This is a genomic window from Sphingomonas plantiphila, from assembly GCF_046000505.1.
Taxonomy (GTDB): domain Bacteria; phylum Pseudomonadota; class Alphaproteobacteria; order Sphingomonadales; family Sphingomonadaceae; genus Sphingomonas; species Sphingomonas plantiphila.
The window spans coordinates 771,318-797,617 of record NZ_JBELQC010000001.1 but is presented as its reverse complement, the minus strand read 5'-3'; the positions used below and the strand labels follow the sequence as shown (position 1 = coordinate 797,617).

Here is a 26,300-nt window from a genome sequence, read left to right as displayed (position 1 = left end):
CTTCGCAATCGGCCCCGCACTCCGGTGAAGCGGCGGCCCTGTGCTTGCGCACAGGCGATACCGGAAATGCGATCAGGTTAGTCTTGGCCGGGTCAATGTCGTAGCAATTGTTAGGAATTTCACATGTCGAAGCGCTCCAGCGCCAAGTACAAGCTCGATCGCCGGATGGGCGAGAACATCTGGGGTCGCCCCAAGTCGCCCGTCAACAAGCGCGAATACGGCCCCGGCCAGCACGGTCAGCGCCGCAAGGGCAAGATGTCGGACTTCGGCATCCAGCTGCGCGCCAAGCAGAAGCTCAAGGGCTATTATGGCGACGTGACCGAGAAGCAGTTCAAGCGCGCCTATGAAGATGCGTCGCGCATGAAGGGCGATACCGGCCAGAACCTGATCGGCCTGCTCGAGCAGCGCCTCGACATGATCGTCTATCGCGCTAAGTTCGCGCCGACGATCTTTGCCGCGCGCCAGCTGGTCAACCATGGCCATGTCAAGGTCAACGGCGAGAAGTGCAACATCGGTTCGCGCCGCATCAAGCCGGGCGAGACGGTCGAGCTGGGATCGAAGGCGCAGGAAATGGCGCTGGTGATGGAAGCACAGGCGCTGGCCGAGCGCGACATCCCCGATTACGTCGCCCCCGACGGTGCGTCGAAGATCACCTTCACCCGCGTCCCGACCCTCGACGAGGTGCCGTATCCGGTGAAGATGGAGCCGAATCTGGTCGTCGAATTCTATTCGCGCTAAGTCCAGGCTTCAGCCGAACGAACAAGCGGGCGGTCCCATCGGGGCCGCCCGTTTTCGTTTCCGGCGATTCGGTTCAGCGATCCAGCCGCGCCGTGGCGAAGGCGATGAAGCTCGGCCAATTGTCGCGGTTGCTGTGCCCGCCGCGATGCTGGCGCCAGCCAAGCCACCCGTCGGTCACGCCCGACAATATGGGAGGAAATTCGGCTGCAGCCAGCCCGCGTGTGCCTTGCACGCTCCAGGCGGGCGTTGCGGCCGCCGCGGCGAGGAAGCTCCCCTTCGGATCGACCCAGCCATCGCCGGTGTCCACCGTCCCCGCACCGAGGAACAGGGCACGCGGCGCGGCCAGCGCGATCAGCATGTGCGAATCGATCGGCAAATCCGCCTCGCTCAACGGCGGTGCGGCGTAACGCAGGAAATTGCCGGCAAACCAGTGATACTCGCCCCCGGCCGCAAGATTGCCGATCCGCTCCCCGAAATCGCGGCGATACAACGCCGCGCCGCCGGCGCCCGACGACCCGGCAAAGCCGATCGCAAAGCGCCGGTCATAGGCCATCGTCACCAGCGCCGCCTTGCCATAGCGCGACAATCCCTCGATCCCGATGCGCGCCGGATCGACCTGTGGCATCGCGGCCAATGCGTCGAACGCCCGGCTCGCCCCCCAGGCCCAGGCGCGCAGCACGCCCCAGTCGTCGGGCGCACGGGCGTTGCCGCGCAGCGAGATGCCGATCACGCCATCGTCGAGTTCGCCGCCATTGTCCGCCTGAACGCTGTTCGCGACCAGGATCGCATGACCGAACCCTGCCCTGACCAGCTGCTCCGTCGGCGACGGGCCCGGATCGGGCGCGCGGGGCGGGCCGGGGAAGCGGAACCCGTCGGGAAGACCGAATGAGAGGATCACCGCCACGCGCTTCGCTGACGGCTCCGCCGGCAGCGTCAGGCGCAGCGCCAGCGTCGCCGAAGCGGCGGGCCAGCCGCGATTGTCGGCCACCCCCTCCAGCCATCGGCGCACCACCGCAACTTCGCCTGCGCGACCGCGCTCCTCCCGCACCACCCGCCAGGTGATCGCCGGCGCGGTGGGCGGCACCCGTCCATAGATTTCGCGATCGAACAGCGCGACGATCTCTGCCCGGCGTATCGCCCAGTCCGAAGCCGTGCGTACGATGCGTCCGTCGGCGAGACGCATCAATGGCGGCAAGGGTCCGGCCATCACCGCCTTGGCCTCGTCGTAATTGGCCGCGTTGGGGGCCGTTGGATCGAAGCCGTCCGCGCCCGTTCGCGTCGCGGCGATGCCGAGCCGTTGCAGCATCGCCGCACGATCGGCCTCGGCGGCGCGATCGTCCTGCTGAACTGCGGGCGCGGGGGCCAGCATCGCCAGAGCCAAGATCATCGCGCGCATGGACCTCTCCCTCGCCCGTCTTGCCGGCTGCGCGCCGACCAGATGCTAGGGCAGTTTCAAGAACGCCCCGCTCCGCCGCAGCATGTCGCCGCGCGCCTCGCCATCCTCGAGATAATGGTCCAGGCCTTCATAGAGGACCAGCTCGCTTTGCTTGTCCGCTGCCTTCAATCGCTCGTGCATGAACTTCGCCTGCTCGACCGATACGTTGCGGTCGAGATCGCCATGGAACATCAGCACCGGCACCTGGATGCGTGCGGCCTGCTGCGCGGGCGAGCCTTCGACGACATGCTTGCCGGTGCCGACGCGCTTGACGGTCAGCTGATAATCGCTCCAGCCGACCCGCTCCTTTTTCCACCGTTCCATGTCGGTCAGCGGCGCGACCGCGACGACGCGCTTGAACAGCGTCGGTTCGACCACCGCCGACTGCAGCGCGGCATAGCCGCCATAGGACCATCCGAACGCGACCAGCCGGTTCGGATCGGCGATCCCTTCGCGTACGAGATATTTGCCCGCATCGGTGACGTCACCGATCGCGATCTTCCAATCCTGGAACCCGTTGCGATTGAACCATGCGTCGCCATAGCCGGTCGATCCGCGGAAATTGGGCTGCAGCACCGCAAACCCCTGATTGGCGAAATACTGGACCAGCCAGTCGAATCCCCAATGGTCGCGGGCCTCCGGCCCGCCATGCGGCAGGACGATCGCGGGTAGCCCCTTTCCGGTCGATCCGGGCGGCAGCGTCAGATAGCCGGGCACCATCGTTCCGTCGGTCGCGCGATATTCGATCGACTTCATCTGCGCGAGCGCAACTTTCTCCAGCCGGGGCCGCGCGAGCATCAGTTCGTTGAGGTTCGCGGCCTTGCGATCGAACAGATAATAGCGGCCCGGATCGGTATCGCTCGCCGCCAGGATCAGCAGCTTCTGCATGTCCTCGCTCGAATCGATGACGTTGATCGTATAGCCCTTGAGTGCGCCGCCGAGCGCCTTCAGCATCTTTTCCAGCGCCGGGTCGAAATAGCGCACCCCGCCCTCGGATCCGACGCCGATGATCCGGCGATTGCGGCCGACCCGCTTGAACCCGCCGACATCGAACCGGGGATCGGCATAAATCGCGGTCTCGGTGCCGGTGCCGTCCAGCGCGTAGCTGAACGCGGCCATGCGCCCGTTCACCTTCTTGAGGCCATAGGCGATGTCCTTGTCCGGATCGACGCCATAGGGGTTGAATTGCGCGCCATCGGCATCGACGACGCTCATCACCAGCCACTCGCCGCTATCCTTCTTGCGATAGAAATAGCGTGTCACGCCGGTGTCGAACCCGTCGCTGTTGACGTCGTTGCGGCCTTGGACACGGACATTGCCGTTCCCGTCGGTGATGTACTCGCTCACATTCTTGCGCGCCGCTTCGACGATCCGGGTCCGCATCGTCGTGGTGTCGAGCCGCTCGACAATCGTGCCCCCGCGCTGCGCCAGCATCGTCCCGGCGGTGTTCTCCTGCACCTGATAGCGCATGATCAGGACCTGGCCGGGCTCGCCGGGATTATAATCGATGACATTGCCGTCGCCGAGCGAGACCTCGAGCGCCATGTTGCCGCGGCGACGCTGCTGCAGCACCTTGACGTTCGACGCGTCCTCGTCGAGCGCGACCATCCGGCTGGCGTAGACGATATCGCCCTCGTACCGGCTGATGCCGTAGACGTCGCACAACAGCCGCGTGTTGCTGGTCCAGCTGCACCCGCTCACCCGGTCGGGCTGGCCATTGGTGCGCAGGATAGGCTTCGCGGCGGCGCCATCGCCGAGCTTGACGACATAGATCACGCTGGCCTGGCCGTCGCCCGGGCCAAGATAGGCGAGCTTGGTCCCGTCCGGCGACAGGCTGGCCTGTTCGACCGACTCCCGCGAACCGAATACCGCCGCCGCGTCGAACGTCTGCGCCGCGACTGGAGCGCTTGCCAGAACGGCAAGCGACACCATCAGATTTTTCAGCATTTTCATCCCCCTGTTGGGGAAGGCTATGCAAAACCATAGCGCTTCGCAAGCGGCTCGCTTGCCCCGGCCGCGCACCGCTGTCACAAGTCGCGCCATCTGTAGTATCCCGGGAGACCAACCCCATGCGCCTCGCGCTGCTCGCCCTTTTGGGCCTTGCCGCCTGCTCGACCGCTTCGGACACCGCCACCATGCCGGACGTCGCGCTGCCCGCCATGCCGATGGACTTGATGAAATCGGCGGTCCAGACGCTGTCGTCGGACGAATTCGAGGGCCGCGCGCCGGGTACGCCGGGCGAGGAAAAAACGCTCGCCTATCTGGTCGATCAATTCCAGAAGGCTGGGCTTCAGCCGGGCAATAACGGCAGCTGGTTTCAGGACGTGCCGCTGGTCGCGATCACCGCGCAGAACGTCTCCAACCTGACCTTCACCGGCGGCAGCCAGCCGATGAGCCTCAAATACGGCCCCGAATTCGTCGCCGGCACCTATCGCGTGACGCCGAAGATTTCGGTCAAGGACAGCCCGGTGGTATTCGTCGGCTATGGCATCAACGCGCCCGAAAAGGGGTGGAACGACTATGCCGGGGTCGATGTGAAGGGGAAGACGGTCGTCATCCTCGTCAACGACCCCGACTGGGAGATCGCCGGGCTGCAGGGCGATTTCAACGGCCAGGCGATGACCTATTACGGCCGCTGGACCTACAAGTACGAGGAAGCCGCGCGCCAGGGTGCCGCCGCCGCGATCATCGTCCACGATACCCAGCCCGCCGCCTATGGTTGGAACGTCGTCCAGTCGAGCTGGACCGGCGAGCAGCAGGTGGCCGATGCGGCCAACGGGCATATGGACCAGTCCGCCGCGATCGGCTGGATGCAGCTCGACAAGGCCAAGGCGCTGTTCGCCAGCGCGGGTCAGGATTTCGACAAGCTCTCCGCCGCCGCCAAGACTAAGGGGTTCAAGGCCGTGCCGCTCGGCGACGTGAAGGCATCGGTCGGCTTCGACAACGCGATCCGCAAGCACGCGTCGAAGAACGTCATCGGCATCCTGCCCGGTGCCAAGCGGCCCGACGAATATGTCCTCTACACCGCGCACTGGGACCATCTCGGCCGCTGTGAAGCCGCGCCCGATGGCGACGACATCTGCAACGGCGCGGTCGACAACGCGACCGGCACCGCGGCGCTGATCGCGATCGCCAAGGCGAACAAGGATGCCGGCGCCCCCGACCGCAGCCTCGTCTTCGTCGCGGTCACCGCCGAGGAATCGGGCCTGCTCGGCTCCAAATATTATGGCGACAATCCCGTCTACCCGCTCGGCAAGACGGTCGGCGGGGTCAATATCGACGCGATGAACCTGACGCCGCCTGCGAAGAATGTCGTCGTGGTCGGCCTCGGCAAGTCGGCGATCGACGGGTATCTCAAGGCCGCGCTCGCCAAGCAGGGCCGCACCGCCAGCGCCGAGCCGACCCCGGAAAAGGGCTTCTACTACCGTTCGGACCATTTCATGTTGGCCAAGCACGGCGTGCCGATGCTCTATTTCGACGCGGGCGACGATCTGGTCGAGGGCGGTCGCGAAGCCGGCAAGGCTGCCGCCGCGGAATATGAGAAAGACAAATATCACGGGCCGAAGGACGAGTACGATCCCAACTGGAACTGGGCGGGCGCCGAAAAGGACCTGCAGGTCTATTACGCCGTCGGCCGCATGCTCGCGATGACCACCGAGTGGCCGAACTGGGTCGAGGGCGACGAATTCCGTGCCGCCCGCGACAAGTCGCGCGAAGGAGCCAAGTAAGACTGTGAAGACCCCGCATCTGCCCCCCGAATGGGCGCCGCACAAGGCGGTGTGGATCGGCTTTCCCAGCCATCCCGAACTCTGGGACTCGCTCGGCGCCGCGCGAGCGGAGGTGGCGGCCTTCGCCCGCGCGGTCCATGCCGACGGGGCGGGGGAGCAGGTGCTGCTGGTCGCCGCCGATGACGAGGCGGCGGGGGCCGCATCGTTGCTGGTCGGTGATACCGCCAAGGTGGTGGTCGCCCCGTTCGGCGATATCTGGCTGCGCGACACCGGCGTCATCGTCGACCACAAGGGAGTGGGCCACGCCTTCGGCTTCAACGGTTGGGGCGGGAAGTATGAATATGACGGCGACGAGGATATCGGCCGCCGCCTCGCCGCCAAGAAGCGGATGGACACGGTCGAGCATGACTGGATCCTGGAGGGAGGTTCGATCGACTGGGACGGCACCGGCCTGGTCGTTACCACCGAACAGTGCTTGCTCAACCGCAACCGCAATCCCGGCCTGACCAAGGCGGAGGCGGAGCGGCGGCTGCGCGAGGATCTGGGGCTCGACCGTGTGTTGTGGCTCGGGAACGGACTCGCCAACGATCACACCGACGGCCATGTCGATAACCTCGCCCGCTTCGTCGGCGAGAACCGGCTGGTGATCCCGATGCCGGAGGAGAACGACCCCAACTGGCTCGTCTATGCCGACGCCAAGACCCGCGCCGAGGCGATGGGGGTCGAGGTTGTCCGCATCCCGTCCCCGGGCCGCGTCATCCATGGCGATGAGGTCGTGCCCGCGAGCTACATGAACTTCTACATCGGCAATGCCGCGGTGGTGGTCCCGGTCTATGGCCAGCCCAATGACCGCAAGGCGGTGGAGGCAATCGGTGCGCTCTTCCCGGGGCGTGCGGCGGTGGGCCTGCGCGCGGACCATATCCTGACGGGCGGCGGCAGCTTCCACTGTATCTCGCAGCAGATTCCGAGGTGACGCAGCTGCCCTCTTAAGCCGCTCCCGCTTGCGGGAGGGGTTGGGGAAGGTCTTCTTCTTCTCACTTACAGAAACAATTGCCGGCCGACGAAGCGACAAGCGCCGCGTCGCAATCCTAGCCCCTCCCCTTCAGGGGAGGGGATGGGGGCGGGGCGCCTAAATCTCGCAGAGGCCGCACGCCCAGAGGATAGGCCCCATCCCAACCCCTAAAGGGGGGGCCTAAGAAGCGCGTATCCCCAACAACAACCGTCACCGCGGCCCCCGTGCCGGGGTCCACCCCGCCGCCAGCGCACCGCTCACCGTCATACCGATGCGCCCGCCACCCGGTGGACCCCGGAACAAGTCCGGGGTGACGAAGAGGGAGGGGCCAACCGCCACCCCGCACCCACCGTCATGCTGAAACAAGTTCAGCATGACGGAGTGAGTCCGAGGCTGCTAAAAGGGCGAAATGCAGGCTGAGCTTCGTTCACTAGTCACCGTCTATCACGAACCCCTGACGACGGCTTATCCCTCGACCGAAGCGTTTCGAATCTCGTTAAGGGCGATGATCGGTGTTGCTGGGGAAGAGGGCGAAGAGAGTTTCGACTTCGACGTCTGTTCGCCTGCTTGGCTTGATCGGGAACTGGATGACCACCCCGTGGTCGGCGGCCGATTTTTACTCATCGTACGTGATTTCAAGCCGGCGCAGATTGAAGGATACGTCCAAAAGCGGATCGCGCACGCCACAGGTCCAGACTGGCCGACGATAGCGGAGAAGCTTGCGCGTTGGTCACAATGGGAATTTGAGGACTATCGGGGCTGATGTGCCTCGCCGCGTGAGCAAACCCCGTGCACTCCCGCCCCACACCCCCTAAATACCCCCGCATGACCCAGATCACCGTCGCCGCGCTCCAGCTCGCCTTCACCACCGACACGGCGCAGAACATCGCCAACGTCACCGATCTCGTGCGCGAGGCGGCAGGGAAGGGCGCCCAGGTCGTCCTCCCCCCCGAATTGTTCGAAGGCGAATATTTCTGCCGGGTCGAGGATGAGGCGCTGTTCGCGACGGCCAAGCCGCTCGCCAGCCATCCCGCCGTCACCGCGATGCAAAGCCTCGCAGCGGAGCTGCAGATCTACGTCCCGACCAGCTTTTTCGAGGCGGACGGGCCGCATTTCTACAACAGCCTCGCGATGATCGGACCCGACGGGAAGGTCGCGGGGGTCTATCGCAAGAGCCACATTCCCGACGGCCCCGGCTATGAAGAGAAATATTATTTCCGCCCCGGCAATACGGGGTTCAAGGTGTGGGACGGCCCCGCGGAGGACGCGGCGCTCGGCGTCGGCATCTGCTGGGACCAATGGTATCCCGAAACCGCGCGCACGATGATGCTGATGGGCGCGCAGTTGCTGTTCTACCCGACCGCGATCGGATCGGAGCCGTACGACGCCGATCTCGACACCAGCCGCATGTGGCGGCGTGCGATGATCGGCCATGCCGTGTCCAACGTCGTCCCCGTCATCGCGTCGAACCGCATCGGCACCGAGGGCGACCAGCGCTTCTACGGCCACAGCTTCATCTGCGACGAGTGGGGCGACATCGTCGCCGAGTTCGGCGCGGAGGAAACCGGCGTCCTCACCGCAACGCTCGACCTCGACCGCGCGCGCAAGCACCGCGCCGGCATGGGTTTCTTCCGTGACCGCCGCCCGGAGCTGTACAAGCGGATGGTCGAGGACGTCTGACCGCTACTTGATGCTCAAGCCGCGTGCGAGCATCTCTGCAACGGTGTCCGCCACCGCGCCCGGCTCGGCATCCTCTTCCCACACGCCGTAACGCAGCCCGAGGAAGACGTTCATCCCCATGATCGCCCAGGCGTGGACATCGGACACGTCGGCGCGCACCTCGCCGCGCTCGGCGGCCGCCTTCAGCCGTTTCTCGATGCGCTCCGCAGTGGTCTGATAGTGGAGCCGGAAACTCTCTGGATCGACGAACTCGGCCTCGTCGATGATGCGGTAGATTTCCTTGTGCTTGCGCACGAAGCCGATGAACTGCTCCAGCCCCGCGCGCTCGGCCGCGATCTGCTCGGGGGCGGCGCGAATCGCCGGGGCGACATGCTCGCGCACCTGCTCGCTCATGTCGCGAACCAGCGCGCGGAACACCGCGTCCTTCGAATCGAAATAGGTGTAGAAGCTGCCCAACGCCACGCCGGCGCGGCGGGTGATCCCGCTCACCGATCCTTCGTGGAATCCCTTCTCGCCGAACTCTGCGGCTGCCGCGTCCAGAATTGTGCGCAGCGTTCGCCGACCCCGCGCCGTGCGCGGTTCCTTGCCTTCGCTCGCGGCGCCCTCACCCGAGTGAAGGGCCGGGGTCAGTGTGGCACCAGAGCCACGATCCTGCGTCATTCATCCCCTCCCTCATCCGGAAGTTGAAACCCGGTTCAGGTTTCACTATAGGCATCCGCAACGTCTTACAAGCCGGGGTATGCCCGGCTGACTTGGGGAGGAAATATGCGCCACCTGATTCCGTCTGTCCGCTCGATTCTCGCAACCGGAGCCGCGCTGGGCGCGCTCGCCGCCACGCCCGCGTTCGCGCAGGACATGGCTGCCGATACCGCCGCCGACACCGGCACGGAGGGTGAGATCGTCGTCACCGCCCGCCGTCGCGAGGAAAGCCTGATCGACGTGCCGATCTCGATGTCGGTCGTCACCGGCGATTCGCTGGTCAAGAGCGGTGCGGCCGATATCACCGCGCTGCAGGACAAGACCCCGAACCTCACGCTGCAGATCGCGCGCGGCTCCAACTCGACGCTGATCGCGTTCAGCCGCGGCGTCGGCCAGCAGGACCCGCTGTGGGGCTTCGAGCCCGGCGTCGCGCTGTATATCGACGATGTCTATGTCGCGCGTCCGCAGGGCGCGGTGCTCGACATTTTCGACGTCGAGCGGGTCGAGGTGCTGCGCGGGCCGCAGGGTACGCTTTATGGCCGCAACACCATCGGCGGCGCGGTCAAATATGTCACCCGTCGCCTGGGCAACGACTACAAGGCGTCGCTCCGCGGCTCCTACGGGTCGTACAACCAGATCGATCTGGTCGGGCAGGTGGTCGTGCCGCTGGGCGACAGCCTGTCGGTCGGCGCAGCGGTCGCGCAATATTGGCGCGACGGGTTTGGCACCAACCTGACCACCGGCGCCGAGCACTATAACAAGGACGTGCTCGCCGCGCGCGTTTCGGCAGAGTTCACGCCGACCGACAATATCTTCGTCCGCGTCGCCGGCGACCGCACGCTCGACCGGTCCAACCCGCGTCACGGCACCCGGCTGCTGCCCAACGGCGCCGATCCGATCTATGCGCCGACCAATAGCGTCTATGACACGCGCGCAGGGATCGGCGACGACAATCGCGTCGAGACGCGCGGCCTGTCGATCACCGGCGAGATTGGCCTGTCCGACATGCTGACGTTCAAGACGATCACCGCGTGGCGCGACGGCAGCACCGATACGGTGATCGACTTCGACAACACGGTCCTGCCCACGCTGGACGTCCCCGCCGCCTATTCGGACCGCCAGTTCACCCAGGAACTGCAGCTGCTGTATGAAGGCGACCGGGTACAGGGCGTGTTCGGCGTGTACTACCTCAACGGCCGCGCCAGCGGCGCGTTCGACACGGTGGTCGGCCTGCTCAATACCACCACGCTGACCGCGGGTGAGGTGTTCACCAAGAGCTATGCCGCGTTCGGCGACTTCAGCTTCGACCTGACCGAACAGTTCAAGGTTTCGGCCGGCCTGCGCTACACCCGCGACGAGAAGACCGGCAGCGTCTTCCGCCGCAATTATACCGGCATTCGCAGCCCGTATTTCGGCAATGCAACCGCGGTCCCCGGCCTGATCCGATCGGACTACACCAACAGCCGCGACTTCGAGAAGCTGACCCCGCGGGTCAGCCTGAGCTATCAGCCCAATGCCGATCTCAACATTTATGCAAGCTATGGCAAGGGCTTCAAATCGGGCGGCTTCGACATGCGCGGCGACGCGATCCTGACGCCGACGACGGTCAACGGCTATGAGCCCGAGACGATTGACAGCTACGAACTCGGCATGAAGGGCGCGTTCCTCGACCGCACGCTGTTCGTGAACCTCGCGGGCTTCTATTCGGACTATAAGGACCAGCAGGTCACGATCCAGGTGCCCTCGCTGCCCAGCGGCATCGCCAGCTTCGTCGACAATGCAGGCAAGGGCGTGATCTACGGCTTCGAGCTCGAAACCCGGATGGTCCCGTCGCGCCACTTCCAGGCGAGCGTCGTGGTCGGCTACACCAATGCCGACTACAAGGAGTTCCTGACCTTTATCGGCGGGGGCACCACCCCGGTCGACGTGTCGGACCAGCGCGCGTTCCAGAATACGCCCGAATGGACGGCAAACGCGTCCTTCACCTGGTCGAACGATGTCGCGGGCGGCGTGCTCGCCTTCACGCCCGCCGTGTCGCTGCGCAGCGATACGCAGATGTTCGAGATTGCAACGCCAGCGCTGGATCAGGACGGTTATGCGCTGGTCGATGCATCGCTCAACTGGACCTCGGGCAGCGGCCGCTATCGCATCGGTGTTGCGGCGCGCAACCTCACCGACGCGCGCTACCGCGTCGGCGGGTACAACTTCCCGGGTGCGCTGACGGGCAATTCGGTGATCGGCTATTACGGCCCGCCGCGCACCGTCACGGGCACGTTCGAGGTCAAGTTCTGATCGCTTTCGTGCTTTGAGTTTGCCAGACTGATCGGGCCGGGCGTCTAGCGATGGGCGTCCGGCCCAGTTTTTGAGGAGGGGGTACGGATGAGCGCCACCAACGGGGCGGCATCGGCCGCACAGGGCCACGGTACGCCCGGCTATCGCGCCGCGGTGCTGGCGATGCTGTTGCTCGTCTATACCTTCAACTTTCTCGACCGGCAGATCCTCGGCATCCTCGCGGTGCCGATCAAGGCGGATCTCGACCTCAGCGATACCCAGCTCGGCGCGCTCGGCGGCATCGCCTTCGCCTTCCTCTATTCGATCCTCGGCGTGCCGCTGGCGTTGCTCGCCGATCGCACCAGCCGGACCTGGGTCGTCACCATCTCGCTCACCGTGTGGAGCGGCTTCACCGCGCTGTGCGGAATGGCCACCAGCTTCTGGACGCTGTTCCTCTACCGCCTGGGCGTCGGCGTGGGCGAGGCGGGCGGGGTCGCGCCCTCCTACGCCATCATCGCCGACTATTTCCCTCAGCATCAGCGCGCTCGCGCGCTTGCCATCTATTCGCTCGGCATCCCGATCGGCCTCGCCTCGGGCACGCTGCTCGGCGCGTGGATCGCGGCCACCGTCGACTGGCGCATGGCGTTCGTCGTCGTCGGCCTGGCCGGGGTGGTGATCGCCCCCGTCTTTCGCATGATCGTGAAGGAACCGCCGCGCCCGGTCGCGGCGAGCGCCGTGGCGCGCGCGCCGGTAGGCCAGGTGTTCGGCATCCTCGCCAGAAAGCCCAGCTTCTGGCTGATGGCGATCGGCGCGGGGTTCAGCTCGATGTGCGGTTACGGCCTCGCCTTCTGGGCGCCGACCTTCATCGTGCGCAGCTTCGGGTTCGACCTTGCCACGACCAGCTATTTCTTCGGGTCGATCCTGCTGATCGGCGGCACGCTCGGCGTATTCATGGGCGGCTTCCTCGCCGACCGGCTCGGTGGGGGCGATCGCGGCGTGTATGCCAAGCTTCCGGCGATTGCCTGGCTGATCTGCGTGCCGCTGTTCGCAGGCGGGTTCCTCACCGACAATCCGACGTTGTCGTGGTTCCTGTTCCTGATCCCGAACGGCCTCAACATCCTGTGGCTCGGCCCGGTGACCACGGCGGTCCAGAACCTCGTGCCGCCGCAGATGCGTGCGACCGCCAGCGCCAGCTTCTTGCTGATCAACAATCTAATTGGGCTGGGTGCGGGGTCATGGGTGATGGGCGCAATGTCGGACGCCATGACCGCCAGCTATGGCAGCGACGCGCTGCGCTACGCGGCGGTGGCGGCGCTGTCCTTCTACCTGATCGCGGCGACGCTGATGTTCTTCGCCGTGCGCACCCTGCGCCGGGACTGGGTGGAGTAAAAATCCTCCCCCTTCCGGGGGAGGATTAGCCTGCCTCAGTCCGCAAACAGCAACACCGGCGTTTCGAGCAGTTTGCGCAGCGCCTGGACATAGCTCGCCGCGTCCCAGCCATCGACGACGCGGTGGTCGCAACTGATCGACAGGTTCATCAGCTTCGCGCGCACGATGTCATCGCCGACGAACACGGGGCGCTCGACGATCTTGTTCGGGCCGATGATCGCTACCTCGGGCCGGTTGATCACCGGCGTCGTCGCGATGCCGCCGAGCGGGCCGAGCGAGGTGATCGTGATCGTCCCGCCCTGCAGCTCTTCGGACTTGATCTTGCCGGTCCGCGCGGCCTCGGCCAGGCGGCCGATCTCGCTCGCCAGCTGCCACACATTCATGTCCTGTGCGTCGCGGATGACGGGGACGGTCAGCCCCGCATCGGTCTGTGTCGCCATGCCCATATGCACGCGCCCATGCCGCGTCACCACGCCGCCCTCATCGTCATAGCGCGCGTTGAGCATCGGGAAGTCGGGCAGGGTGCGGCAGATCGCGACGATCAGGAACGGCAGCATCGTCAGCTTGGGCCGCGATCCGCGATTCGCGTTGAGGTCGGCGCGCATCGCCTCCAGCGCGGTGACGTCGATCTCGTCGACATAGGTGAAGTGCGGGATCGCGCGCTTAGCCGCGGCCATATTCTCGGCGATGCGACGGCGCATGCCGATGACCTTGACCGCCTCGTCCTCCCGCGCGCGGCTCGCATGCGGGGCGTGATAGCCCTGAGCGCTGCCATAGCGCAGATACGCGTCGAGATCGGCATGGCGGACATGCTGCCCGTCATGCTTCACCTCGGCTAGGTCGACGCCGAGATCCTTGGCGCGCGCACGCACCGCCGGGGAGGCGAGAATCTTCTCCCTCTCCCCTTCAGGGGAGAGGGTCGGGGAGAGGGGCATATCCACAGGAGCTGGTGCTTGAGGAGAGTCCCCCTCTCCCAACCCTCTCCCCTGAAGAGAGGGCTTTTCAGCCACCACCTCCGGAGCGCCCGGCGTTTCCGCCTCGATCTGTTCCTCGGCCTCCTCGGCAACCGGCGCGGCTTCGGCCGTAGCCTCCTCCGCCGCCGGGGCTTCCTCGGCCACCGCATCCTCGGTCTCCACGACCATCAGCGACGCGCCGATCGCGACCTGATCGCCGACTTCGCCGGCCAGTTCGACCACCACGCCCGACACCGGCGATTCCATCTCGACGGTTGCCTTGTCGGTCATCATGTCGGCGACCTGCTGGTCCTCCTCGATCCGGTCACCGACCTTGACGTGCCAGGCGACGATCTCGGCTTCGGCAATGCCTTCGCCAATGTCCGGAAGACGAAAGGTGAAACGAGCCATGCGGATCAGTCCTTCAGGAGTTTCTTGAGCGCCTGTCCGATACGGACCGGCCCGGGGAAATAAGCCCATTCCAGGCTGTGCGGATAGGGCGTGTCGAAGCCGGTGACGCGCTCGATCGGCGCCTCGAGGTGGTAGAAGCAGCGCTCCTGCACGAGCGCCGACAGTTCCGCGCCGAACCCGCCGGTCCGCGTCGCCTCATGCACGATCATGCAGCGGCCGGTCTTCTTGACCGATTCCTCGATCGTCTCGATATCGAGCGGGACCAGCGTGCGCAGATCGATGATCTCGGCATCGATCCCCATATCCTCGACCGTCGCCTTCACGACATGCACCATCGTGCCATAGGCCAGGATCGTCAGCGCCTCGCCCGGCCGCACGATCGCCGCCTTGCCCAGCTCGATGCGATAATAGCCTTCCGGCACCGCGCCTGCCGGATGCTTCGACCAGTTTTCCGCCGGGCGATCCCAATGGCCGTTGAACGGGCCGTTATAGATGCGCTTGGGCTCGAAGAAGATGACCGGGTCATTGTCCTCGATCGACGCGATCAGCAGTCCTTTGGCGTCGTACGGCGTTGATGGGATCACCGTCTTCACGCCCGACACATGGGTAAAGATGCCCTCGGGCGACTGGCTGTGCGTCTGCCCGCCGAAAATGCCGCCGCCGAACGGCGATCGCACTGTCAGCGGCGCGGTGAACTGCCCGGCCGAACGATAGCGCAGCCGCGCCGCCTCGCTCACCAACTGGTCGAGCGCAGGATAGATATAGTCGGCGAATTGAATCTCGGGCACCGGGCGCAGGCCATAGGCGCCCATGCCGATCGCCACGCCGACGATGCCGCATTCGGTGATCGGCGTGTCGAACACGCGGGTTTTGCCGAATTTCTCCTGCAGGCCCGCGGTCGCGCGGAACACGCCGCCGAAATAGCCGACATCCTCGCCCATCACGATCACATCGGGATCGCGCTCCATCATCACCGCCATGGCGGAGTTGATCGCCTGGATCATGTTCATGCGGACGGTTTCGCCCGCTTCGTCGGTAGCGGAGGTTTCGATCACGTCGGTCACGCCTTTCTCGCCCACGGGCGCCCGCTGGCCTCTTCCTCATCCAGCATCTGCTGGCGCTGTTCGCGCAGATGCCAGGGCATCTCCTCGAACACTCCGTCGAACAGCGTATCGAGCGGCTGGTGCAGGCCATGGCCGAGGATGCCGTTTTTCTCGGCTTCCTTTTGCGCAACCTTGACCCGCTCGGCGACCTCGCGATCCTGCGCCGCGTGGCGTTCCTCGTCCCATTCGCCGATCGCGATCAGGTGCGCCTTCAGCCGCGCGACCGGATCGCCCAGCGGCCATGCGCCCGGCTCGCCCGCGCTGCGATATTGCGTCGGATCGTCGGAAGTCGAATGGCCCTCGGCGCGATAGGTAAAATGCTCGATCAGCGTCGGGCCCTGGTTGGTCCGCGCGCGCTCCGCCGCCCATTGCGTCGCGGCATAGACCGCCAGCGCGTCGTTGCCGTCGATGCGCAGGCCGGCCATGCCGTATCCGATCGCGCGCGCGGCAAAGGTGGTCGCCTCGGCCCCGGCAAAGCCCGAAAAGCTCGAAATCGCCCATTGGTTGTTGACGACGTTGAGGATGACCGGCGCCTTGTACACGGTCGCGAAGGTCATCGCCGAGTGGAAGTCTCCCTCCGCCGTCGAGCCTTCGCCGCACCACACCGCGGCGATCCGCGTATCGCCCTTGGCCGCACTCGCCATCGCCCAGCCGACGGCCTGCGGATATTGCGTGGCGAGGTTGCCGGAGATCGAGAAGAACCCGTCCTCCTTCGACGAATACATGATCGGCAGCTGCTTGCCCTGCAGATTGTCGCCACTGTTCGAGTAGATCTGGTTCATCATCTGAACCAGGCTGTAGTCGCGCGCGATCAGGATGCCCTGCTGGCGGTAGCTGGGGAAGCACATATCGTCGCTGGCCAGCGCGTGCGTGGCGGCGATCGACACCGCCTCCTCGCCGGTGCACTTCATGTAGAAGCTGGTCTTGCCCTGCCGCTGCGCGCGGAACATGCGCTCGTCGAACGCGCGGACCAGCGCCATGTCGCGCAGCATCGCGCGCAACGTGTCGGGATCGAGTCGCGGGTTCCACGGGCCGACCGCCTGGCCGTCATCGTCGAGCACGCGGACCAGCGTATAGGCAAGATCATGGAAGCTCGCCGGATCGGCGGCGGTATCAGGGCGGGGCTGGGCACCGGCGGGCGGCACCTCCACCGTCGCGAAATCGACCGCATCGCCCGGACGGAAGCGCGGCTCCGGCACATGCAGGCTCAGCGGGGGCAGGTTGCGCGGGACGTCCGCCATGCACTCTCCAGCAGCTAAAGGGCCCGTCCGGGTCGCCTGTCGCGCTCGGACATTCTATTTCAGCGCCCGATTATATTGTTTCAACGCATCTGTCGAGATGGGACAGCAATGCTGTCCTGACTCGCCTGTGCCTGCATGGGACGCCGTCACGCACGCACGCTACTCTAAACGCCCCCTTTTCGCGAGCGATCCACGCTCCTAAGGGGAGACAATTCCATGACACTGGGCGGGAGCGACGCGCGTATGAAACTGATGGCCGGCAATTCGAACCTGCCGCTCGCTCAGGCGATCGCGTCCTATCTGGAGATTCCGCTGACGCAGGCGAATGTTCGGCGCTTCGCCGACGAGGAAATCTTCGTCGAGATTCTCGAAAATGTCCGCGGCGAGGACGTGTTCGTACTCCAGTCGACGGCGTATCCGGCGAACGACAACCTCATGGAATTGCTGATCATGATCGATGCGCTGCGCCGCGCATCGGCCAAGCGGATCACCGCTGTGCTTCCCTATTTCGGCTATGCCCGCCAGGACCGCAAACCCGGCCCGCGCACCCCAATCTCGGCCAAGCTGGTCGCCAACCTGATCACCACGGCGGGCGCCAATCGCGTCCTCTCGGTCGATCTCCATGCCGGGCAGATCCAGGGCTTTTTCGACATCCCGACCGACAACCTCTTCGCCGCGCCGGTGATGAGCGAGGATATCAAGGCGCGCTTTTCCGACAAGAATCTCATGGTCGTCTCGCCCGACGTCGGCGGCGTGGTGCGCGCCCGTGCGCTCGCCAAGCGCCTGGAAAACGCTCCGCTCGCGATCGTCGACAAGCGGCGTGAAAAGGCCGGCGAGTCGGAGGTGATGAACATCATCGGCGATGTCGAGGGCCGCTTCTGCGTGCTGATCGACGATATCGTCGATTCGGCCGGTACGCTGTGCAACGCCGCCGCCGCGCTCAAGGAAGCGGGCGCCGAGGATGTCGTCGCCTATTGTACCCATGGCGTGCTGTCTGGCGGCGCGGTCGCGCGCGTCGACGGGTCGGCGTTGCGTGAGCTGGTAATTACCGATTCGATCGGCAACCACGCCGTGGTCGGCCAGTCGCAGCGCGTCCGCCACCTCACCATCGCACCGCTCATCGCCGAAGCGATCCGCCGCATCGCGGACGAGAGCTCGGTTTCGTCGCTGTTCGACTGAGGGGGTTGTCGTCCCGGGCTTGACGGGGGGCACGATGCCAAAGCCAGTCAGTGTGGCTATCAGGCGATCGCCTTCGCCACCAACACGACGCCGACGGCGATCATCAGCCAGTAGATCGCGGTATAGAATCGCTCGGGCGAAACCCGCCGCACCAGCCACACCCCGGCGAAGGTGGAAGCGATCGCCACCGGCATCAAGGCCGCCGCGGTCGTCAGATTCGCCCGCGTGAACTGGCCCAGCGCCAGGTAGGCGGGCACCTTGATCCAGTTCACCGCCGCGAAATAGAAGGCGGTCGTCCCGACCAGATAGGCGGGCGCCAGCTGGCGCGGCATGACCCATAGCTGCCACGGCGGCGCCCCGGCATGCGCGATCTGGCTGGTGAACCCCGACGCCACGCCGAACAGCGATCCCACCCAGCCGGGCGAATCGGACGCGGTCGTCGCGCCCATCCGGTTGCGGCGCAGCTGATAGGCACCGAACAGGATCGAGATCGCGCCGACCATCGCCAGCACCATGTCCGCCGACACGCTCGCCGCGAAGACATAGCCGATCGCGATGCCGATGACCGCGCCCGCCAGCGTCCATCCCATCACATACCAGTCGATGCTGCGGCGAAACGCCCACACGCTGACCGCATCCTGCACGATGAGGATCGGCAACAGGATCGCGGCGGCCTGAACCGGGTCGGTCGCAAAGGCGACCATCGGCAACGACAGCGAGCCGGCCCCGGCGAAGCCGCCCTTGCCCAGGCCGAGCAAGGCGACCGCCGGAACTGCCAGCGCGTAAAAGAGCGGATCGGCGATCAGAACCGGCCGACCGGCTCGCGCACCCCGGCATTGCCGCGCGCCTTGAGCTGCGCTTTCAGTGCTTCGGGCGGGGGCGCGTAGAGGAAGCCGAAGCTCACCGTGCCATGCTTGGTCTCCACCACATGGTGCAACCGGTGCGCCTGGATGATCCGTTTCATGTAATTGGACTTGGGGATGTAGCGCGTGTTGAGCCGCTTGTGCACGATCACGTCGTGGAACCCGAAATAGATCGCACCATAGGCCGCGATTCCTGCGCCGATCCAGGCATAGCCCGGCCACCAGCCAAGATGCACTCCGCCGAGCAAAAGCACGAAGGACGGCACGGCAAAGATCACCGCATAGAGGTCATTGAGCTCCCAGTTGCCGGTCCGCGGCGCGTGGTGGCTCTTGTGCAGGAACCAGCCCGGCCCGTGCATGATCCAGCGATGCGCAACATAGGCGAATCCCTCCATCAGGGCGACGGTCAACAGGAACAGCGCGATGCCGAGTGCGGGGCTCATGCGCGCGATATAGCGATGGTCGCGACCCGATGCGAGACGCGTGATTAGGCAAATAGTCTAGAACGAACGTCACCACATCGTGTCTCGGTGTCGGCTATTGCAACCGCGTCGCAATACCAATCCGAGAATATTTGATTCCGCCGCGCCCCTGTGCTTAAGCGGCGCGAATTTTGCTGCAACGCAAAGGGCGAGTCCATGAACATCCACGAATATCAGGCCAAGGAACTCCTGGCGAAATACGGCGCGCCGATCGCTGCCGGCCACGCCGCCTTCACTGTCGAGGAAGCGGTCGAAGCCGCCAAGAAGCTTCCTGGGCCGCTCTATGTCGTGAAGTCGCAGATCCATGCCGGCGGCCGCGGCAAGGGCAAGTTCAAGGAACTGAGCCCCGAAGCCAAGGGCGGCGTTCGCCTCGCCTTCAGCCTCGACGAGGTCGAGTCGCATGCAAAGGACATGCTCGGCAACACGCTGGTGACGATCCAGACCGGCGACGCGGGCAAGCAGGTCAATCGTCTCTACGTCACCGACGGCGCCGACATCGCCAAGGAATTCTACCTCGCGCTGCTGGTCGATCGCGCCACCAGCCGCATCGCCTTCGTCGTCTCGACCGAAGGCGGCATGGACATCGAGGAAGTCGCGCATTCGACCCCTGAGAAGATCCACAGCTTCTCGGTCGATCCCGCGACCGGCTTCATGGCGCATCACGGCCGCGCGGTCGCTGCCGCGCTCGGCCTGACCGGCGATCAGGCGAAGCAGGCGGCCAAGGTCGCGTCCTCGCTCTACGCCGCCTTCCTCGCCACCGATGCCGAGCAGATCGAGGTCAACCCGCTCGCGCTGACCGAGCAGGGCAACCTCCTCGTCCTCGACGCGAAGGTCGGCTTCGACGGCAACGCCATGTTCCGTCACAAGGACCTGATGGAGCTGCGCGACACCACCGAAGAGGATCCGATGGAGCTCGAGGCGTCGAAATACGATCTCGCCTATATCAAGCTCGACGGCGACATCGGCTGCATGGTCAACGGCGCCGGCCTCGCCATGGCGACGATGGACATCATCAAGCTCAACGGCATGTTCCCGGCCAACTTCCTCGACGTCGGCGGCGGCGCAAACAAGGAAAAGGTCACCGCGGCGTTCAAGATCATCCTCGCCGATCCCGCAGTGAAGGGCATCCTCGTCAACATCTTCGGCGGGATCATGAAGTGCGACATCATCGCCGAGGGCATCGTCGCCGCCGCGAAGGAAGTGAACCTGTCGGTCCCGCTGGTCGTTCGCCTGGAAGGGACCAATGTCGAGGAAGGCAAGGCGATCCTCGCCAATTCCAGCCTCGCCATCGTTCCGGCGAACGATCTGGGTGACGCGGCGAAGAAGATCGTGGCCGAGGTCAAGGCGGCTGCTTGATCGCGGCGGCTTGAACGCCCATTGAAGGGGGGTCCGGTGCGGTTCGCGTACCGGACCCCCTTTTCGTTTGCGCAATGACGCTACGGCAATCATTCGATTCCATACCGGACTTGCGAAAATGGCTCAAACCCTTCTAGGGGACGACAGACTCGAACCTTTAAAACGACGCGATTGGAGCGGAGGACGCAATGAAAGTGCTGGTGCCGGTCAAGCGTGTGCTTGACTACAACGTAAAGCCCCGCGTGAAAGCGGACGGGACGGGCGTGGATCTCGCCAACGTCAAGATGAGCATGAACCCGTTCGACGAGATCGCGGTCGAAGAGGCCATCCGCCTCAAGGAAAAGGGCGTGGCGACCGAGATCGTCGTCGTGTCGATCGGCGAGCAGAAGGCGCAGGAAACGCTGCGTACCGCGCTGGCGATGGGTGCCGACCGCGCGATCCTGATCACCGCCGAAGAGCGCGTCGAGCCGCTCGGCGTCGCGAAACTGCTCGCCAAGGTCGCCGAAGAGGAGCAGCCCGGCCTGATCATCCTCGGCAAGCAGGCGATCGACGATGACAACAACCAGACCGGGCAGATGCTCGGCGCGCTGCTCGGCTGGGGCCAGGGGACCTTCGCCAGCAAGGTCGAGGTGTCGGGCGACAGCGTCGACGTCACCCGCGAGGTCGATGGCGGCCTCGAGACGGTGAAGCTCAACATGCCGGCGATCGTCACCACCGACCTTCGCCTCAACGAGCCGCGCTACGCCTCGCTGCCCAACATCATGAAGGCGAAGAGCAAGCCGCTCGCTGCCAAGACCCCGGCCGATTACGGCGTCGACGTGACGCCGCGCCTGACCGTGGTGAAGGTCGAGGAACCGGCCAAGCGCACCGCGGGCGTGAAGGTCGCGGATGTGGACGAGCTGGTAACGAAGCTCAAGGCGATGGGAGTTGCGAAATGAGCGTGCTGGTCTGGGTCGAACACGACAATGCGTCGGTGAAGGACGCAACGCTTGCCGCCGTCACCGCCGCGGGCAAGCTGGGCGATGTCGTCGCGCTGGTAGCGGGACAGGGCGCGCAGGGCGCCGCCGATGCCGCCGCGAAAATCGCCGGCGTTTCCAAGGTGCTTCTCGCCGACGACGCCGCCTATGGCCATGCGCTCGCGGAGAATGTCGCGCCGCTGATCGCCGACCTGATGTCGGGCTACGACGCCTTCGTCGCGCCCGCCACCACCACCGGCAAGAACATCGCACCGCGCGTCGCCGCCCTGCTCGACGTAATGCAGCTGAGCGAGGTTCTGTCGATCGAGGGCGACCAGTTCACCCGCCCGATCTATGCGGGCAATGCCATCGCCACCGTCACCTCGTCGGACGCGAAGAAGGTGCTGACGATCCGCGGCACGGCCTTCGAGAAGGCCGCGACCGAAGGGGGCAGCGCCAGCATCGAAAGCATCTCGGGTACAGGCGACAAGGGCCTGTCGAGCTTCGTCGGCGCGGAGATCGCGAAGAGCGAGCGTCCCGAACTCACCAGCGCCAAGGTGATCGTCTCGGGCGGCCGCGCGCTGCAAAGCGGTGAGAATTTTCACAGCATCATCGAGCCCTTGGCGGACAAGCTCGGCGCTGCCGTCGGCGCGTCGCGCGCCGCGGTCGACGCGGGCTATGTTCCCAACGACTATCAGGTCGGCCAGACCGGCAAGATCGTCGCCCCCGAAGTCTATATCGCGGTCGGCATCTCGGGCGCGATCCAGCATCTCGCCGGCATGAAGGACTCAAAGACGATCATCGCGATCAACAAGGACGAAGACGCCCCGATCTTCCAGGTCGCGGACATCGGCCTGGTCGGCGACCTGTTCAAGGTCGTGCCGGAGTTGACCGAGAAGCTGTAAGCCGATCGGGTGAGGTAAAGAAGGCGCCGCTGGCCATGGGGTCGGCGGCGCCTTTTGTGTGTCGGGAAGCCGCTCGCCCCATGCCATTCGTCACCCCGGACTTGTTCCGGGGTCTACTCAGCCTCGCCTCCGACGCCAGAGCCTCACGCTGCGCGCTGTCTCCCGGTGGACCCCGGCACAGGGCCGGGGCGACGAAGGGGGCAGGGACGACAGCCAAAATCCTCCCCCGCCAGGGGGAGGTGGCATTTCGCAGCATGACAGAGGGGGAGGGCAGCGGTGAGCCGCTTAAGGCGGAGCAAGCGCGCAAAGGTCACCTGCGCCCAACCAGCGAAAAGCTGCGGAGATAGGCGTGATGGACTCTGATTCGAATATCAGGAACAAGATCAACCTGGGCAAATTCAAAGCGGTATTTTTATTACAATGCTTAGAGGTTATCGGTGCATCCTCATTGCGGCTTTCGGGTGCCTGTTAGTATCGGGCTCACCGTTACAGCAACAGGGGGCTGCCACACACAAGGCCGATACTCAGGCCAATGTAGCGGATTCCCTACACAACATTGCGTCGGCATTGGATGAGGCGAACAAAGCCAAAGAAGCCGACCGTGGTTGCCAGCGAGGTAAGGATGATCGTAGCTCCGATCTTTGCGCTCAGTGGAAGGCCGCCGATGCCGCTAAAGAGTCCGCTGACTGGGCTAGGCGCATGTACCCCTGGATCGTGGCGGGTACCATTATTGGCGGCCTCACTCTCGTTGCTGCCGTTGCCGCTGCCATGTTCGCTAAGAGCGCGTCGGACGGAGCCCATGAAGCGAACCGGATAGCCAGAGCCGTCGCTTCCCGCGCAGAACGCGATGCCGAAACGGCGCGGCAGGCGCTTATTAGGGCAGATCGCGCGATCATACGGATTAGTACGGTGCAATCGGAGCCACCCCCTCTTCAAACTAAAGATGGGGCTATGATCACCATTCGGGTTGTGAACATCGGAAGGACCAACGCTACAGATTTTGAGGTCTACTACGCCCTCAGGGAAGAGCCAATGTATGCGACACACCGCCTCTCTAAGCTCATTTCGAATGACATCTGCGTTCCTGGCAGCCCGCTCAATCTCCCAGCCTTCAAAGTCCGTAAACGCAGCAAGTACCCCGTCTATATCATTGGCTATGTCGATTATGCGGCTGCCCACGGCTCGCGCTTCAAGACGTTCTTCTGTAGACGAATGGATGGCTTGCCCACTGAAACCGACTATGGCGGGTATGAAAATATCAGTCTTGAAGAATACCCATGCCGGCGCTTGCCCAAAAGCAGCTAGGACGCTCATGCCGCGCTTCCCAAACGCGGACGTCACGACCCAGATGCCCCCGATAACCACCTTGGGGCATTTGCTACATAATGCCGCTCGCGTAGGGCGTCGCCCTTGCGGGGGAAGGATTGTCTCGCACAGCGCCAGCACCAGAAACAAGTAAGCCCCGTCGCTTTCGCGGCGGGGCTCCCTGGACGATCCGTTCCACATGGGTTCGGGTCGTCTAAATGCTCTTTCTCTCGATCAAGCCAGGTAAGAACGTCCGCCCGACGCGATTGGTTCCACACCTAGCGAAGAAATTTCGCGTCCCTCAGAATCCGCTCAAAAAGCTCGCGACATTCGCCCCCAGCGCGTCGATCGCATAGCCGCCTTCCATCACGATGGCGGTCGGAAGGCCCGCCGCGGCGATGTCGCGGCCCAGTACCGCATAGTCCGTCGTCTCGAGCGCGAACTGTGAAATCGGGTCGCGGACAAAGGTGTCCGCGCCGAAACTCACCAGCAACAGCTCCGCGCCCGACGCCGCAATCGCCGCCAGCGCCTTCTCCTGCGCGCGGCGGAAAGCATCGATCTTGGTCCCCCGCGGCAATGGCAGGTTGAGCGTTGCGCCTTCGCCTGCGCCCTCACCAACCTCGTCGGCATGGCCCCAATAGAAGGGGAAGTCCGTCGCCGGATCGGCATGGATCGAGGCGAAGAACACGTCGCCGCGCTGCCAGAAGATATCCTGGGTGCCGTTGCCGTGATGATAGTCGATATCGAGGATCGCGACGCGCTTGACCCCCGTATCGCGCGCCGCCTGCGCCGCGACCGCGACATGGTTGAGGTAGCAATAGCCGCCGAGGTAATCCGCCCCGGCATGATGCCCCGGCGGCCGCGACAGCGCGAACGCAGAGCGCGCGCCGTCCAGCACCGCATGCGTCGCCGCCAGCGCGCATTGCACGCTGCGATAGCTCGCGTCCCAGGTCTCCGCAGTCAGTGGGGTCGATGCGTCGATGCTGTATTGCCCGGCCAGCGCGTCGATCCGGTCGAGCTTCAGCGCGCGCTTGCGGACCGTCGGCCAGATATAGCCGATGACATCCCCCGGCCGGCCCGCCGATGCCCAGCGTGCCGGTGCGGTCTTGAGGAACTCGATATAGCCAGCGTCGTGCACCGCGCGGATCGGCGCTTCGCCGCGGTCGGGCGGCAGTTCGGTCCCGCCCAGCACGGCAGCGATGGCGGTCGCGCGCTCGGGCTTCTCCGCATAGGGGACGAAGGCGCCGTTGTGCAGCTCCGTCGCCGGGGCATGCGCCAGCTGCCCCGGATCGTGGAAACAGCGCATCAGTCGGCCAGCTCGGCCTGATCGATATCGGCATCCCCCCTGCGCGCATCGCCCCAGCGCGGAGCGAAGCGCAGGATCGCGAAGCCGACGATCGCCGACAGCACCGATCCGGTCAGCACGCCGATCTTCACCTCGTCGACCAGCAACTCGTTGCCGGGAAAGGCGAGGCCGCCGATGAACAGGCTCATCGTAAAGCCGATGCCGCACAGCATCGCCACGCCATAGAGCTGCAGCCAGGTCGCCCCGCCCGGGGGCGAGGCAAATCCGGTCTTCGCCGCCGCCCACACGCTGCCGAAAATGCCGACCTGCTTGCCGATGAACAGCCCCGCCGCGATGCCCAGCGGCAGCGGTTCGAGCAGGATCGCGGGGCTCATGCCACTCAGGCTGACGCCGGCATTGGCAAAGCCGAACAGCGGCACGATCAGATAGCCGACCCAGGGCGCCAGCGTATGCTCGAGCCGGTGCAGCGGCGATTCGGCATCGTCGCGCACGCCGGGGCTGGCGGTGATCGGGACCATCATCGCGGTCAGCACGCCAGCGATGGTCGCATGCACGCCCGACATGAACACGAAATACCACAGCGCCGCGCCCAGCAGCAGATAGGGCGTCAGCGACTTCACCCCGCTGCGGTTGAGCACATACATCGTCGCCATCACCAGCGAGCCCAGTGCGATGTAGAGCGTCGACAGTTCGGCGGTATAGGCGATGGCGATGATCGCCACCGCGCCCATGTCGTCGACGATCGCGACGGTGGTGAGGAACAGCTTGAGCGAGGCGGGGGCCCGGCTGCCGAGCAGCGCCAGCACGCCGATCGCGAAGGCGATGTCGGTCGCCGCGGGAATCGCCCAGCCATTGACCAGAGGGCCGCTCCAGCCCGCGATGAACAGATAGACCAGCGCCGGCCCCACCATGCCCGCGGCCGCGGCGACGATCGGGAGGCGGCGGTGCTCCCATGTCGCCAGCCGCCCGTCGACGAACTCGCGCTTGATCTCGAGACCGACGAACAGGAAGAAGATCGCCATCAGCGCATCGTTGATCCACAGATGCACTGTCATCGACCCGTATTTCGGGCTGATCACCGGCCCGGTATCGGCGTGCAGGAAGTGGAAATAGGCTTCGGACAGGCCCGGCAGGTTGGCGACGATCATCGCCAGTGCCGCCGCCGCCATCAGGATGATGCCGCCGGCCGCTTCGCTCTGCAGGAAGTCGCGCAATGCCGAGCGTGCGAGTCGATCGTTCTTGGCTGCCATGTCTTCCCCTGCTTTGCGTGTGACCCTGCCTAACCGCT

Annotated in this window: 23 protein-coding genes; 13 read left to right on the top strand and 10 right to left on the bottom strand. The window is 65.1% G+C overall.

Translation table 11 applies throughout. The annotated features are described in order from the left end of the window. Positions 1 to 123 precede the first annotated feature (123 nt). Entirely contained in the window at positions 124 to 738 is a 615-nt protein-coding gene (gene rpsD / locus ABS767_RS03735; RefSeq protein WP_145848632.1) for a 30S ribosomal protein S4, read from the top strand. Positions 739 to 811: 73 nt separating this feature from the next. Here the strand turns inward: rpsD and ABS767_RS03730 are convergent, their stop codons facing one another. Then, positions 812 to 2,134: an alpha/beta hydrolase family protein gene (locus ABS767_RS03730; protein ID WP_408077019.1), complete on the bottom strand. Its 1,323-nt coding sequence runs from the start codon at positions 2,132 to 2,134 to the stop codon at positions 812 to 814. Between the two features lie 45 nt (positions 2,135 to 2,179). Then, positions 2,180 to 4,120, bottom strand: coding sequence for an alpha/beta hydrolase family protein (locus ABS767_RS03725; protein WP_408077018.1), 1,941 nt, complete (start codon positions 4,118 to 4,120; stop codon positions 2,180 to 2,182). A 122-nt stretch (positions 4,121 to 4,242) separates the two neighbouring features. Between ABS767_RS03725 and ABS767_RS03720 the strand changes: the two genes are divergently transcribed. The 4 genes from ABS767_RS03720 to aguB all read left to right on the top strand — a co-directional run bounded on the left by ABS767_RS03720 (position 4,243) and on the right by aguB (position 8,593). Next, on the top strand, positions 4,243 to 5,901 hold the full coding sequence (locus tag ABS767_RS03720) for a M28 family metallopeptidase (protein WP_408077017.1): 1,659 nt from the start codon (positions 4,243 to 4,245) through the stop codon (positions 5,899 to 5,901). Positions 5,902 to 5,905: 4 nt separating this feature from the next. Continuing rightward, complete coding sequence (locus ABS767_RS03715) at positions 5,906 to 6,874, top strand: agmatine deiminase family protein (RefSeq protein WP_408077016.1); 969 nt, start codon at positions 5,906 to 5,908, stop codon at positions 6,872 to 6,874. Positions 6,875 to 7,322: 448 nt separating this feature from the next. Then, on the top strand, positions 7,323 to 7,676 hold the full coding sequence (locus ABS767_RS03710; protein WP_408077015.1) for an Imm8 family immunity protein: 354 nt from the start codon (positions 7,323 to 7,325) through the stop codon (positions 7,674 to 7,676). 62 nt (positions 7,677 to 7,738) lie between these two features. Next, positions 7,739 to 8,593: an N-carbamoylputrescine amidase gene (gene aguB / locus ABS767_RS03705; RefSeq protein ID WP_408077014.1), complete on the top strand. Its 855-nt coding sequence runs from the start codon at positions 7,739 to 7,741 to the stop codon at positions 8,591 to 8,593. 3 nt (positions 8,594 to 8,596) lie between these two features. Here the strand turns inward: aguB and ABS767_RS03700 are convergent, their stop codons facing one another. Continuing rightward, the gene (locus ABS767_RS03700) at positions 8,597 to 9,253 is read right to left on the bottom strand and encodes a TetR/AcrR family transcriptional regulator (RefSeq protein WP_408077013.1); all 657 of its coding nucleotides are present in this window, start codon (positions 9,251 to 9,253) and stop codon (positions 8,597 to 8,599) included. 105 nt (positions 9,254 to 9,358) lie between these two features. On the opposite strand from ABS767_RS03700, the gene ABS767_RS03695 reads away from it, so the two are divergent. Both ABS767_RS03695 and ABS767_RS03690 read left to right on the top strand, forming a co-directional pair. Continuing rightward, a complete protein-coding gene (locus tag ABS767_RS03695) occupies positions 9,359 to 11,584 on the top strand; it encodes a TonB-dependent receptor (protein WP_408077012.1) in 2,226 nt (741 codons plus the stop codon). An 87-nt stretch (positions 11,585 to 11,671) separates the two neighbouring features. Beyond that, positions 11,672 to 12,952 (top strand): spinster family MFS transporter, encoded by a 1,281-nt coding sequence (locus tag ABS767_RS03690; protein ID WP_408077011.1) that lies wholly within the window; start codon positions 11,672 to 11,674, stop codon positions 12,950 to 12,952. A 35-nt stretch (positions 12,953 to 12,987) separates the two neighbouring features. Here ABS767_RS03690 and ABS767_RS03685 read toward each other — a convergent pair whose 3' ends face one another. The 3 genes from ABS767_RS03685 to ABS767_RS03675 are packed head-to-tail and all read right to left on the bottom strand — an operon-like array spanning position 12,988 to position 16,660. Beyond that, positions 12,988 to 14,316: a dihydrolipoamide acetyltransferase family protein gene (locus ABS767_RS03685; RefSeq protein WP_408077010.1), complete on the bottom strand. Its 1,329-nt coding sequence runs from the start codon at positions 14,314 to 14,316 to the stop codon at positions 12,988 to 12,990. A gap of 5 nt (positions 14,317 to 14,321) precedes the next feature. After that, positions 14,322 to 15,326: an alpha-ketoacid dehydrogenase subunit beta gene (locus tag ABS767_RS03680; RefSeq protein WP_408078643.1), complete on the bottom strand. Its 1,005-nt coding sequence runs from the start codon at positions 15,324 to 15,326 to the stop codon at positions 14,322 to 14,324. Between the two features lie 50 nt (positions 15,327 to 15,376). After that, positions 15,377 to 16,660, bottom strand: coding sequence for a 3-methyl-2-oxobutanoate dehydrogenase (2-methylpropanoyl-transferring) subunit alpha (locus tag ABS767_RS03675; protein ID WP_408077009.1), 1,284 nt, complete (start codon positions 16,658 to 16,660; stop codon positions 15,377 to 15,379). Between the two features lie 243 nt (positions 16,661 to 16,903). On the opposite strand from ABS767_RS03675, the gene ABS767_RS03670 reads away from it, so the two are divergent. Further along, positions 16,904 to 17,839 (top strand): ribose-phosphate pyrophosphokinase, encoded by a 936-nt coding sequence (locus ABS767_RS03670; protein WP_408077008.1) that lies wholly within the window; start codon positions 16,904 to 16,906, stop codon positions 17,837 to 17,839. Positions 17,840 to 17,898: 59 nt separating this feature from the next. On the opposite strand, the gene ABS767_RS03665 is transcribed toward ABS767_RS03670, so the two are convergent. Beyond that, positions 17,899 to 18,645: a sulfite exporter TauE/SafE family protein gene (locus tag ABS767_RS03665; protein WP_408078642.1), complete on the bottom strand. Its 747-nt coding sequence runs from the start codon at positions 18,643 to 18,645 to the stop codon at positions 17,899 to 17,901. After that, positions 18,642 to 19,145, bottom strand: a complete 504-nt coding sequence (locus ABS767_RS03660; protein ID WP_408077007.1) for a sterol desaturase family protein — start codon at positions 19,143 to 19,145, stop codon at positions 18,642 to 18,644. Before ABS767_RS03660 ends, ABS767_RS03665 begins: the two co-directional genes overlap by 4 nt. 195 nt (positions 19,146 to 19,340) lie before the next feature. Here ABS767_RS03660 and sucC point away from each other — a divergent pair, with 195 nt between their 5' ends. The 5 genes from sucC (at position 19,341) to ABS767_RS03635 (ending at position 23,706) form a co-directional block, all read left to right on the top strand. Then, entirely contained in the window at positions 19,341 to 20,540 is a 1,200-nt protein-coding gene (gene sucC, locus ABS767_RS03655; protein ID WP_408077006.1) for an ADP-forming succinate--CoA ligase subunit beta, read from the top strand. Positions 20,541 to 20,728: 188 nt separating this feature from the next. Continuing rightward, positions 20,729 to 21,478 carry an electron transfer flavoprotein subunit beta/FixA family protein gene (locus tag ABS767_RS03650; RefSeq protein ID WP_408077005.1) on the top strand — a complete coding sequence of 250 codons (750 nt, stop codon included), beginning with the start codon at positions 20,729 to 20,731 and terminating at the stop codon, positions 21,476 to 21,478. Next, positions 21,475 to 22,401, top strand: a complete 927-nt coding sequence (locus ABS767_RS03645) for an electron transfer flavoprotein subunit alpha/FixB family protein (protein ID WP_408077004.1) — start codon at positions 21,475 to 21,477, stop codon at positions 22,399 to 22,401. The genes ABS767_RS03650 and ABS767_RS03645 overlap by 4 nt, the downstream gene beginning before the upstream one ends. Before the next feature lie 349 nt (positions 22,402 to 22,750). Continuing rightward, positions 22,751 to 22,873, top strand: a complete 123-nt coding sequence (locus ABS767_RS03640) for a DUF6471 domain-containing protein (RefSeq protein WP_408077003.1) — start codon at positions 22,751 to 22,753, stop codon at positions 22,871 to 22,873. Positions 22,874 to 22,968: 95 nt separating this feature from the next. Beyond that, complete coding sequence (locus ABS767_RS03635) at positions 22,969 to 23,706, top strand: hypothetical protein (protein ID WP_408077002.1); 738 nt, start codon at positions 22,969 to 22,971, stop codon at positions 23,704 to 23,706. 301 nt (positions 23,707 to 24,007) lie between these two features. Here ABS767_RS03635 and ABS767_RS03630 read toward each other — a convergent pair whose 3' ends face one another. Then, on the bottom strand, positions 24,008 to 25,012 hold the full coding sequence (locus tag ABS767_RS03630; protein ID WP_408077001.1) for a histone deacetylase family protein: 1,005 nt from the start codon (positions 25,010 to 25,012) through the stop codon (positions 24,008 to 24,010). Continuing rightward, positions 25,012 to 26,262 (bottom strand): Na+/H+ antiporter NhaA, encoded by a 1,251-nt coding sequence (gene nhaA, locus ABS767_RS03625; RefSeq protein ID WP_408077000.1) that lies wholly within the window; start codon positions 26,260 to 26,262, stop codon positions 25,012 to 25,014. The genes ABS767_RS03630 and nhaA overlap by 1 nt, the downstream gene beginning before the upstream one ends. Between the last annotated feature and the right edge of the window lie 38 nt (positions 26,263 to 26,300).

Bases quoted from the DNA above. Each gene is read 5' to 3' on its own strand.
- rpsD (WP_145848632.1), top strand. From the start codon at position 124: ATGTCGAAGCGCTCCAGCGCCAAGTACAAGCTCGATCGCCGGATGGGC.
- ABS767_RS03730 (WP_408077019.1), bottom strand. From the start codon at position 2,134: ATGCGCGCGATGATCTTGGCTCTGGCGATGCTGGCCCCCGCGCCCGCA.
- ABS767_RS03725 (WP_408077018.1), bottom strand. From the start codon at position 4,120: ATGCTGAAAAATCTGATGGTGTCGCTTGCCGTTCTGGCAAGCGCTCCA.
- ABS767_RS03720 (WP_408077017.1), top strand. From the start codon at position 4,243: ATGCGCCTCGCGCTGCTCGCCCTTTTGGGCCTTGCCGCCTGCTCGACC.
- ABS767_RS03710 (WP_408077015.1), top strand. From the start codon at position 7,323: ATGCAGGCTGAGCTTCGTTCACTAGTCACCGTCTATCACGAACCCCTG.
- aguB (WP_408077014.1), top strand. From the start codon at position 7,739: ATGACCCAGATCACCGTCGCCGCGCTCCAGCTCGCCTTCACCACCGAC.
- ABS767_RS03700 (WP_408077013.1), bottom strand. From the start codon at position 9,253: ATGACGCAGGATCGTGGCTCTGGTGCCACACTGACCCCGGCCCTTCAC.
- ABS767_RS03695 (WP_408077012.1), top strand. From the start codon at position 9,359: ATGCGCCACCTGATTCCGTCTGTCCGCTCGATTCTCGCAACCGGAGCC.
- ABS767_RS03690 (WP_408077011.1), top strand. From the start codon at position 11,672: ATGAGCGCCACCAACGGGGCGGCATCGGCCGCACAGGGCCACGGTACG.
- ABS767_RS03685 (WP_408077010.1), bottom strand. From the start codon at position 14,316: ATGGCTCGTTTCACCTTTCGTCTTCCGGACATTGGCGAAGGCATTGCC.
- ABS767_RS03680 (WP_408078643.1), bottom strand. From the start codon at position 15,326: ATGAACATGATCCAGGCGATCAACTCCGCCATGGCGGTGATGATGGAG.
- ABS767_RS03675 (WP_408077009.1), bottom strand. From the start codon at position 16,660: ATGGCGGACGTCCCGCGCAACCTGCCCCCGCTGAGCCTGCATGTGCCG.
- ABS767_RS03670 (WP_408077008.1), top strand. From the start codon at position 16,904: ATGAAACTGATGGCCGGCAATTCGAACCTGCCGCTCGCTCAGGCGATC.
- ABS767_RS03660 (WP_408077007.1), bottom strand. From the start codon at position 19,145: ATGAGCCCCGCACTCGGCATCGCGCTGTTCCTGTTGACCGTCGCCCTG.
- sucC (WP_408077006.1), top strand. From the start codon at position 19,341: ATGAACATCCACGAATATCAGGCCAAGGAACTCCTGGCGAAATACGGC.
- ABS767_RS03650 (WP_408077005.1), top strand. From the start codon at position 20,729: ATGAAAGTGCTGGTGCCGGTCAAGCGTGTGCTTGACTACAACGTAAAG.
- ABS767_RS03645 (WP_408077004.1), top strand. From the start codon at position 21,475: ATGAGCGTGCTGGTCTGGGTCGAACACGACAATGCGTCGGTGAAGGAC.
- ABS767_RS03630 (WP_408077001.1), bottom strand. From the start codon at position 25,012: ATGCGCTGTTTCCACGATCCGGGGCAGCTGGCGCATGCCCCGGCGACG.
- nhaA (WP_408077000.1), bottom strand. From the start codon at position 26,262: ATGGCAGCCAAGAACGATCGACTCGCACGCTCGGCATTGCGCGACTTC.